The 9893-nt window shown below is 64.0% G+C and carries 9 protein-coding genes; 4 read left to right on the top strand and 5 right to left on the bottom strand.

The window, feature by feature from the left end:
• On the top strand, window positions 1-977 hold a 977-nt coding region (locus AWT75_RS19685; protein ID WP_153013401.1), incomplete at its 5' end, for an MFS transporter.
• A 47-nt stretch (window positions 978-1024) separates the two neighbouring features.
• Window positions 1025-2119 carry an FUSC family protein gene (locus AWT75_RS19680; RefSeq protein ID WP_062791387.1) on the top strand — a complete coding sequence of 365 codons (1095 nt, stop codon included), beginning with the start codon at window positions 1025-1027 and terminating at the stop codon, window positions 2117-2119.
• 1 nt (window position 2120) lies between these two features.
• Here AWT75_RS19680 and AWT75_RS19675 read toward each other — a convergent pair whose 3' ends face one another.
• Window positions 2121-3488: a TAXI family TRAP transporter solute-binding subunit gene (locus AWT75_RS19675; RefSeq protein ID WP_062791385.1), complete on the bottom strand. Its 1368-nt coding sequence runs from the start codon at window positions 3486-3488 to the stop codon at window positions 2121-2123.
• Window positions 3489-3633: 145 nt separating this feature from the next.
• Between AWT75_RS19675 and AWT75_RS19670 the strand changes: the two genes are divergently transcribed.
• On the top strand, window positions 3634-4086 hold the full coding sequence (locus tag AWT75_RS19670; protein WP_062791379.1) for a MerR family transcriptional regulator: 453 nt from the start codon (window positions 3634-3636) through the stop codon (window positions 4084-4086).
• Window positions 4043-4423: a carboxymuconolactone decarboxylase family protein gene (locus AWT75_RS19665; RefSeq protein ID WP_062791377.1), complete on the top strand. Its 381-nt coding sequence runs from the start codon at window positions 4043-4045 to the stop codon at window positions 4421-4423. Before AWT75_RS19670 ends, AWT75_RS19665 begins: the two co-directional genes overlap by 44 nt.
• 82 nt (window positions 4424-4505) lie before the next feature.
• Here the strand turns inward: AWT75_RS19665 and AWT75_RS19660 are convergent, their stop codons facing one another.
• The 4 genes from AWT75_RS19660 to AWT75_RS19650 all read right to left on the bottom strand — a co-directional run bounded on the left by AWT75_RS19660 (window position 4506) and on the right by AWT75_RS19650 (window position 9716).
• Window positions 4506-5453, bottom strand: a complete 948-nt coding sequence (locus AWT75_RS19660; RefSeq protein ID WP_062791375.1) for a response regulator transcription factor — start codon at window positions 5451-5453, stop codon at window positions 4506-4508.
• Window positions 5440-6957, bottom strand: a complete 1518-nt coding sequence (locus AWT75_RS22385) for an ATP-binding response regulator (RefSeq protein ID WP_239689677.1) — start codon at window positions 6955-6957, stop codon at window positions 5440-5442. The genes AWT75_RS19660 and AWT75_RS22385 overlap by 14 nt, the downstream gene beginning before the upstream one ends.
• A gap of 146 nt (window positions 6958-7103) precedes the next feature.
• Window positions 7104-8828 carry a purine-cytosine permease family protein gene (locus AWT75_RS23255; RefSeq protein ID WP_239689676.1) on the bottom strand — a complete coding sequence of 575 codons (1725 nt, stop codon included), beginning with the start codon at window positions 8826-8828 and terminating at the stop codon, window positions 7104-7106.
• A gap of 54 nt (window positions 8829-8882) precedes the next feature.
• The gene (locus AWT75_RS19650) at window positions 8883-9716 is read right to left on the bottom strand and encodes a DMT family transporter (protein ID WP_062791383.1); all 834 of its coding nucleotides are present in this window, start codon (window positions 9714-9716) and stop codon (window positions 8883-8885) included.
• Between the last annotated feature and the right edge of the window lie 177 nt (window positions 9717-9893).

Genomic DNA, 9893 nt, shown 5'->3' with positions numbered 1-9893 from the left:
GGCGCAATGTGATGCTGGGCTGCCTGCTGCTGGCCTCAATGGCGGTGATGCCGCTGCAATACCTGCAGTCGATTCCCTGCTGGATGCTGGCGCGCTTTCTGTTTGGTGCTGCCATGGCACCCTTGTTCGTGCTGGGCGAAAGCTGGATCAACACCCTGGCTGGCGACCATGCGCGTGGCCGCATCGTCGCCATCTATTCCACCTGCTTTACCGCCTGCCAGGTGCTGGGACCGATGCTGACCGACTTGCTGGCCCGCTGGCCTGATCAGGCATTTCTCCTGTGTGGCGCGCTGTTTTTGCTGGGGATTCCGGGCATCATGCTGGCCCGGCCGGAAGCACGTGACGGCAGTCATCCGCAACATCCGGCGTCCACCACCGACGACAAGGCCAGCGACACCGGCTGGCTGGGCATTGTGCAAACTGCGCCTGCCATTTTGCTGGGCACGGCGTTTTTTGCCTCTTTCGATACCGTGATGCTCAGCTTCCTGCCGCTGGTGGCGATGGAAGGCGGCATGAGCCAGAGCCGCGCGCTGGCATCCGCCTCCATCCTGCTGGCAGGCGATGCCACCTTGCAGTTTGGCATCGGCTGGCTGGCCGACCACCTTGGCCGTCGCCGGGTACACCTGCTGTGCGGGGTGCTGGTGTGCCTGCTGCTGCCCTTGCTGCCATGGATGATGCAGCGGCCGCTGCTGTGGGAGGCTTATCTGTTTGTGCTGGGCGCGTGTGCCGGTGCCATCTATACCTTATCCATGGTGGCCAGCGGCGAACTGTTCAGCGGTGCCGCCCTGCTGCGTGTTTCCGGGCTGATTTCACTGAGCTGGAATGCATCCAGCAGCCTGGGCCCGGCTGCCACCGGCCTAGTGATGCAGCATGCCGGCGGCAGCTGGATGGTGGCCGTGTTGTGGGCCATTGCCCTGCTGTTTGTGCTGAGCGGCTGGCGGCAGCGGCGCGACACTGAGCGCTTGCCAATGCACTGACTTTTTCGTCAGGCTGCACTTTTTATTGGCTATTGACGGAAATCACCATGCAGCCAGCCAGACCAGTACCGCGGATACGCGCCCTGATTGCCCGCGAATGGCAGCAATTACGCAGTTTTCAAGCCAGCGACCGGCCATGGCAGATGCCGCTGACCGCCGCGCTGGCCACCGGCCTGCCGCTGTTGATTGCCGCCTGGACCGGCCACCTGGCCTTGGGCCTGCTGTCATCCCTGGGCGGCATGGCCTTTCTCTACCTGCCGGCCACGCCCATGCACCATCGCATGGTCACCATCATGGCCTGCAGCTTCGGTCTGATCGCCAGTTTCACGCTGGGCCTCCTCAGCCAGTTGCTGCCGCTGGCCACGGCCCCGGTGCTGGCTGTCATCACCATTCTGGTGACGATGATCTGCCGCTTTTACCGCCTGCCACCACCGGGCAGTTATTTCTTCGTGATGCTGGCTGCCCTTGCCGCCTACACCCCGGTACCCGTGCTGGAGATACCGCTGCGGGTTGGTCTGGTAGCCATGGGCAGCCTGCTGGCCTGCGTGCTGGCCTTCGGCTATAGCCTGCATGTGCTGCGCTGGCGCACGCCCAAACCGGTCCAGCCCTTGCCTGCGCCGGATTTCGACTTCGTGGTGATGGATGCGCTGATCATCGGCCTGACGGTTTTCCTGTCGCTGCTGCTGGCCGAATGGCTGCAACTGCAACGGCCCTACTGGGTGCCGGTGAGCTGCCTGGCCGTGCTGCAAGGAGCCAGCCTGCGTGCGGTATGGAACCGCCAGTTGCAGCGGCTGCTGGGGACGGCACTGGGACTGTTGCTTACCTGGGGTGTATTCAGCCTGCCGCTGAACGCCTGGACGGTGTCGCTACTGGTCATGCTGCTGAGTGTGGTGGTGGAGACGCTGGTGGTGCGCCACTACGGCATGGCGGCAGTGTTCATCACGCCGATGGCGATATTGCTGGCCGAGGCGGCTCATCTGGGCCACGGGTCGGCCTTTGCCCTGATCGAGGCGCGCTTCTACGACACCCTGGCTGGTGGCCTGGTGGGCCTGCTGGGTGGACTGGCCCTGCACCTGCCGGCCTTGCGTCAGGGCATCAGCCGCCTGATCCTCCGCTTGCTGCCGGTGAAAGACAGCAACTGAGTCAGCCTTGCTGTTCCTGATGGCCCTGCGCGTCGGCATCCGCTTGCAAGCGGCTGCGGACAAAGTCGATGTGGCCGCGCAGCTCGTACAGCAAATCACCAAAGGCCGCCGGCACCACGATCTTGCTGACGGTGGCATCCACATGGGCCAGCCGGCGCAGCAATTCCTCCTGCTTGCCCGGCACGGTACGCTGTGCCACCGCCTCGCGCTCGATATCGAACAACACCCGATACCAGCGGTTGATGCCGGACTGGATGCGCCAGCGGTAAATGGCCGGGGCCACCTTGAGGGCGGGAATCAGCAACAGCACCAGAGGCAGGATGACCGCCAGGGCGCGGGCCACCAGCCCGGCCAGCCAGAAGGGGAAGGTACGGTACAGCAGGCTCTTGCCGGAGGCGTAATAGCGCTGGGCATCCGGGCTGAGGCGGATTTCATGCTCGGCCAGCACCGGAAACTCCCCCGCCTTCTTGAACAGGCCGGGTTTGCCATGCACTTCGCGGGCGGCTTCCAGCAGCAGGTCGGACAAGGCCGGATGCAGGCCCTCACGGGCGATCAGCTCCACGGTGGGGCCAATCAGCTGGGTATCGGCTTCGGGAATATCCTTACCCAGATCCAGCCCGCCGCGCGGCAAAGTCAGTTTGTTCAGATAGCTGACCCGGCGTGCATAGGCGTCCGCCTGGGCAAAATGGAAAAGATGAATGTCCGGCGTGTGCAGCAGTTGGCGCAACAGGTCGGTGGAGGTGGAATCCCCCATCACGAACAGCGCATCCACCTGATTGTCCAGCAAGGCCTTCACCGCATTGCCCGCCACGGTATCCAGCAGCACCGTGCCGTCACCGGGGGTGATGCCGTTGAGCTTGAGCAAGGCCAGCGCCAGATTGTGCGTGCCGCTGCCCGCCTCGCCGATTTCCAGCCGCTGGCCCTTGAAACCGGACAATAGCGGCCGAGTTGCCCCGCGATAGAACACCATCAGCGGCTGATAGGAAATGCTGCCCAGCGACATCAGGCCCTTGGCGTCGACATTGGCTGCCTCCCCGCCCAGTACAAAACCCACATCCACCGTCTGACGTGCATCCAGCAAGCGATGCAGATTATCCAGCGAGCCATCGGAAGGCAGAATCTTCACCTTCACCCCCTCGCGCGCCAGGATTTGCTGATAGCGCAGCGCCGTCTTCTGGAACACGCTGCCCGGCGGACCGCTGGTAATGGTCAGGGTGGTGGGAGCGGCAGAGTTGGTCAGCCACAGCCCCAGCAACATCAGCAATACACCGCCCAGCATGATGGACGACATGGACAGCACCAGGCCGCGGCCAAACAGGGCGGTCAGCCTGCCGGACAGGCGCTTGAACAACTGGCGGGGAGAAAGCACGGTACCACTCCTGGGCAAAATACGGCCGGACAGCACAAGCGGGCCAATCTAGCACAGCCACATGGCATGCGCGAATCCGCCCGGCGGCAAACACGCTATCATCAGGCTTGACTTAGAGTGCACTCGAAGCTTCAGGCTGAACCCCATGACTACACTGACCATCCGGCAAATGGCACACGCCAGCGGGCTATCCGCCCATACCTTGCGCTATTACGAGGACATCGGGCTGATAGACCCGGTACGCCGCAGCGCCAGCGGCCACCGCTGCTACAGCGAGCACGATCAGCGCTGGATTGCCTTTCTGCTGCGTTTGCGTGCCACCGGCATGTCGATACAGGACATGCTGGCCTATGCCACGCTGCGCCGGGACGGACAGCAACTGGACAGTGTGGTCCGGCGTCAGCAGATGCTGCAACAGCATGTGCTGACATTGGAAAACCGGCTGGCGGCATTGCAAGACAATCTGAGCGTGATGCGCGACAAGGTGGTCTTCTACACCGAACTTGCCAGCACCTTGCAAGCAGACGCACAGCCGGACAGCACAGGAGCAGCACATGACCCAATCACATTATCAACAAGGCTGGAACCGCCTGCGTGAAGTCGACGCAGAGGCAGGCGAACGCGTGATTGCCAGCTTGCAGGACATCAGCCCGGACCTGGGGCGTTACATCATCGAATTCGGCTTTGGCGAGGTGTATTGCCGCCCCGGCCTCAGCCTGCAGCAGCGCGAGCTGGCCACCATTGCCGCGCTGACGGCACTGGGCAATGCCACACCGCAGCTGAAGGTGCATATTGCCGCCGGACTCAATGTCGGCCTCAGCCAGCAGGAAATCCACGAAACCATCCTGCAGATGGCGGTGTATGCCGGTTTTCCGGCCGCGCTCAACGGCATGTTTGCGGCAAAGGAGGTGTTTGCCGAACATGACGGCTTGTGATTAACAGTTTCGGGCCAAGTGCGGCTGACAAACGCTGAGCAAACCGCGTAGCGAAGCCTGCCGCGGGGGGTGTTAGCGGACCTTAAGCATGCCCGCGCCCCAGCGCCATGGCGGCGGCGGAGGTGCGGGTTTCCACCCCCAGCTTGGCAAACACATGCTCCAGATGCTTGTTAACCGTGCGCGGGCTCATGCCAAGGATGTCGGCAATGTCACGGTTGGTCTTGCCCAGGCTCAGCCAGTGCAGCACCTCGGCCTCGCGCTGGGTCAGGCGGAAGGCCGCAATCAGCGCAGCCAGCGTGGCTTGCAGCCCTTCTTCGCGCAGCACCACCAGCCATTCCGGCTCGCCGGGAGTCAGATGAAAGCTGGCCAGCAGCTTCTGCCCTGCCTCGCCCGGCCATTGACCGGGCAACTCTTCTCCTTGCAGCCTGGCCTGCCGGGCAAGTCTGGCCCAGCGCCACAGTGACTCCGGGGCCTGTTGATCCTCGACACCGAAATAGCGTTGCAATAACTGCCGGGCCAGCGCGGTTTGCCATACCAGCCGTCCGCTTTCCGGGTTCAGAGCCAGGGTGGCCTGACCAAAGGCATCAAGCGCGCTGCTGGCCTGCTGCATCTGGCGGGCATTGGCGGTGTGGGCGGCAATGCGTGCCAGCACTTCCGGCGGGCGCAGTGGTTTGGTGACATAGTCGGCCCCGCCGGCGGCAAAGGCCGCCACCACGTGTTCGCTATCGGTTAGGCCGGTCATGAACACGATGGGAATGGCGCGGGTGACAAAATCCTGCTTCAGGCGACGCGCCACTTCAAAGCCGTCCATGCCCGGCATCACCGCATCCAGCAGGATCACATCCGGCAGGCTCAGCCTGGCCCGCTGCAAGGCGGCTTCGCCATGGGTGGCCACCAGCACGGTATGGCCTGCTGCATCCAGCGCATCGTGCAGCATTTGCAGGTTGTCCGGCATGTCATCCACGATCAGCACCAGCGCGCTGCGGTTGGCCGCCTGTTCCATCAATCTTGCTCCATCAATCTGTTTCATCCTGGTACTGCAACAAGCTGCGCAGTGCATCAAAGCGGAAGGCGTCCACCAGGCTCTGGGCACGGCGCAGGAATTCGCCATGCTCGGTCGCCTGTCCGGACAAGGTCTGCAAGGCCGCTTTTACTCCCTTGGGGTAACCCAGCTCCAGCGCCTCGCGCAGCGGGTGCAGCAAGGCGGCATCCGGCAGGGTAAGGCTGGCGGCACTGGCATGCAGGCCTTGCAACACGGTGTCTGGCATGGGCTGGCTGTCGGTCTGCCATTCCAGCTGCAAGTGCCTTCCCAGCCAGTCCAGAATGTCATCGATGCGGATGGGCTTGACGAAGAAATCTGCCGGCAGAATGCCGACATCGTTGTCCTGCCCCTTTTCAAAGGCATTGGCCGAGATGATGGCCAGGGCGGCGGCATCTGCCATGCCTGCCTGCACCTGACGAATGGCGCGCAAGGTCTGCCAGCCATCCATGCCGGGCATGGCCAGGTCCATGAACACCGCATGCGGGCGGAAGGCGGGCAGCAGCGCCAGACAGTCCTCCCCGTTGCTGGCCTCGGCCAGCTCAAAGCCCAGCGCTTGCAGCATGTGGCGCAGCATGGCGCGGTCCACCGCCTCGTTGTCCACCAGCAGCACACGGCGGCGTGGCCCCAGATAACCGGTACGCTGCTGGCGTGGCAGGGCCTGTTCGGCTTGCTGGCCGTGCAGGGCCGGCAGGAACAGCCGCACGGTAAACAGCGCGCCCTGCCCCGGCGTGCTGTCCAGGCGGATTTCCCCGCCCATCAGGTCGGTCAGCATCTTGCTGATGGTCAGGCCCAGCCCGCTGCCGCCCTGCTGCGACTGGCGGCCGCGCTCGAAAGGCTCGAACAGCCGTGGCTGATCGGCCTCGGCAATGCCCGGGCCGGTGTCGCGAATGGTAAAGGTGGCCATTTCGCGCTGGTAGCGCAGCCCCAGGCTGACCTCGCCGCGCTCGGTGAACTTGACGGCATTGCCCAGCAGATTGATCAGGATTTGCCGCAGTCGCTTTTCATCCGCCCGCACCACCGTTGGCAGTTCGCCTTGCGGAACAAAGCTGAAATCCAGCCCCTTTTGCTGCGCCTGCAGGCTGAACATGGCCACCAGCTGGCGCATGAAGGCGGTGAAGTCCAGCGGGCGCATGTCCAGCGTCAGCTTGCCGCTTTCAATGCGGGCGATGTCCATGGTGCCTTCAATCACCGACAGCAGGTGGTCGCCACTCCTGCGCACCACCTCCACCGACTGGCGCGCCGCAGGCGGCAGGCTGGCATCGGCATGCAGGATTTGCGCATAGCCCAGAATGCTGTTGAGCGGGGTGCGCAGCTCGTGGCTGATGGTGGTGACATAGCGGCTCTTGGCCTGATTGGCTTGCTCTGCCGCCTCACGCGCTTGTTGCAATAGCTGGTCGGTCTGGCGGTGCAGGTCGATCTCGCGTTGCAGCAGGCCGGTCTGGCGGCGCGATTCCTCCTGCGCCACCTGCCGGCTGTTATGGGTCAGCACCATCCACCAGGCCAGCACGCTGCTGGCCAGCAGCAAGACGGCAAACAGGCGGAACAACAAGCCGCCCAGCCCGGCTACCGCGCCTTCCTGCACGGCGATGAAGTACAAGAGGCCCAGCAACAGCAGCCAGAAGGTGCTGATATCGGCCATCAGCAACAGGTAATGCCCCAGCCCGCGTTGCAGATAGGGCTGCAAGCTCCGTGGCAGCAGCCGCTGCAACAAGCCCTGCCATTGTGCCGCCAGCGTGGCCTGCGGCTTGCACAAATCACCGCAGCGTACGTCCAGCGTGCAGCACAGCGAGCAGATATGCCCCTGATACGCCGGGCAAACCACGATGTCCTCGGCTTCATACTCGCGCTGGCACAGCACGCAGCGGTGATGGGCATGCGCACTGGCCGAGGGGCGCGCGCCAGGTAGTAACGCCCGCCACTGAGCCAGGCAAACAAGGGCGAGAGCAGCAGCGCCGCACACATGGCCACCAGCGGGGACAGCGCCTGTGCCACCTCGCCCAAGGCCCCCAGATGGGCGGCCACCGCCAGCAGGGACGCCAGCGTCATCGTGCCCAGCCCCACCGGATTGATGTCGAACAGATAGGCCCGGCGGAACTCGATGCCGTGCGGACTCAGGCCCAGCGGCTTGTTGATCAGCAAATCCGCCACCACGGTCATGATCCAGGAAATGGCGATATTGCTGTACAGCGCCAGCACCTGACCCAGTGCCTGGAATACCTCCAGCTCCATCAGCAACAGGGCAATCACGGTATTGAACACCACCCACACCACCCGCCCCGGATGGCTGTGGGTGAGGCGGGAAAAGAAATTGGACCACGCCAGGCTGCCGGCATAGGCGTTGGTGACGTTGATTTTCAGTTGGGAGACGATGACAAACAGCGTGGTGGCGGCAATCGCCAGCTTGCCGTCGCTGAACACGTGGGAATAGGCAATCAGATACATCTGGTTCGGGTCCACCGCCTTGGCCAGCGGCACCGCATTACGCAGGGCCAGCCAGGCCAGCAGTGCGCCACCCAGCATCTTGGCCACCCCCGGCAATACCCAGCCCGGCCCGCCCAGCAGGCAGGCCAGCCACCAGCTGCGGGCATTGCCGGCAGTGCGCGGCGGCATGAAGCGCAGGTAGTCGGCCTGCTCGCCCATCTGGGTGATCAGCGCAATGCCCACGGCAAAGGCCGCACCAAAACTGCGCAAATCAAACTGCATGCCTGTGCCCTGCGCACCAGGGTAATGCCACAGGCCTTGCAGGGCTTCGGGTTCCTGCCACAGCAAACAGGCATAGGGCAATACCAGCAGCAACAGCCACAGGGGTTGGGTCCAGCTTTGCAGGCGGCTGATAGCCGTGACGCCGTGGGTAACCAGCGGCAGCACCAGCAAGGCACACAGCAGGTAACCGGCCACCGGCGGAATACCGAAACCCAGCTCCAGCGCATAGGCCATGATGGCCGCTTCCAGTGCAAAGAAAATGAAGGTGAAGGAAGCGTAAATCAGCGAAGTGACGGTAGAGCCGATATAACCGAAACCCGCGCCGCGGGTTAGCAGATCCATGTCCACCCCGTAGCGGGCGGCATAAACGGAAATGGGCAGCCCGGCCAGCAGAATCACCAGCCCGGTCAGCAGAATGGCGAGAAAGGCATTGAAAAACCCGGCTTGCACCAGCATGGTGGCGCCCACGGCTTCCAGCACCAGAAAAGACGCAGCCCCGCCCAGCGCAGTATTGGCCACCCGCCACAGCGACCACTGGCGGAAACGGCGCGGGGTAAAACGCAGGGCGTAGTCTTCCAGCGATTCACGCGCCACCCAGCTGTTGTAGTCACGACGCAGCTGGATGACTTGCTGGGGCGGCGAAGGCGGTGGCTTGGACACGGTGCATTCCTGCAAGACAGATCAACTGGCCAACGCAAGAAGCCTGCCAGCCGTTCAGGCCAGCCGCAGCAGGACAACGCCCGACAACATCACCAGCGCGGCCAGCAGGCGCAGTCGCCCGGTGTGTTCGCCCAGCACCAGCCGCGCCAGCAACAAGCCGAACAGGATGGAGGTTTCCCGCAATGCCGCCACCACGGCAAGCGGTGCCTGGGTCATGGCCCACAAGGCCAGGCCATAGGAGCTGATGGTGCCCAGCCCGCCCAGCAGGCCACGCCACCAGTCGCGCCGCAAGGCCGCAGCCAGTGCTGCCGGTTGCCGCAGCGCAGCCCACAACGGCAAGGGCAAGCCGCACAGCAGGAAAATCCACAAGGTATAACTGGCTGGTGCTGCAGACAGCCGCACGCCCACGCCATCCACCAGGGTGTAGCCGGCAATCACCAGGGCATTGAGCAAGGCCAGCCCCACCCCATTACGCCGCCCACGCGGCACCGAACAGGCCATGCCCAGCAAACCGGCGCACAGCACGCCGATACCGGCCAAGGCCATGCCGCTGAGCTGTTCACCCAGCAGCACGACATTGCACAGCGCCACCAGCAAGGGCGCAGTACCGCGCATCACCGGGTATACCAGCCCCAGCTCAGCCTGGCCGTAGCTGCGGGCAATCAGCCACAGATACAGCAACTGCAACAAGACCGAAGCGGCAATACACGGCCAGCTGGCCACGGCGGGTGTCGGCAGGAATGGTAGGGTGCACAGGGCCAGCAGGCTGGCAAAGCCCGCCACCAGCACGGTGCCGAACCAGGCCGAGGTTGCGGCCTTGATCAGGGTATTCCAGCTGGCATGCAGGCAGGCTGCCAGCATCAGCAGGGCGAAAACACTGCCGCTCATGCTGGCCTCCATCTGCGGGCTGCATTTTTCATGCGCTTGTTCCGTCCGGGTCTGGCGGCAGATAGCGGGCCAGCAGATTCAGGAAGGCTGCCGCCGCAGGGGTGGGGCTGTCGTGGCTGGCCAGATACACCCGGCGCCGCGGGCCGTCGCGCACCGGCCGCGCCACCAGACCGGCAT

This window comes from Aquitalea pelogenes (genome assembly GCF_001515305.1).
GTDB classification, from domain to species: domain Bacteria; phylum Pseudomonadota; class Gammaproteobacteria; order Burkholderiales; family Chromobacteriaceae; genus Aquitalea; species Aquitalea pelogenes.
The sequence above is the reverse complement of the archived record's forward strand: the minus strand, read 5'-3'. Positions and strand labels throughout refer to the sequence as shown.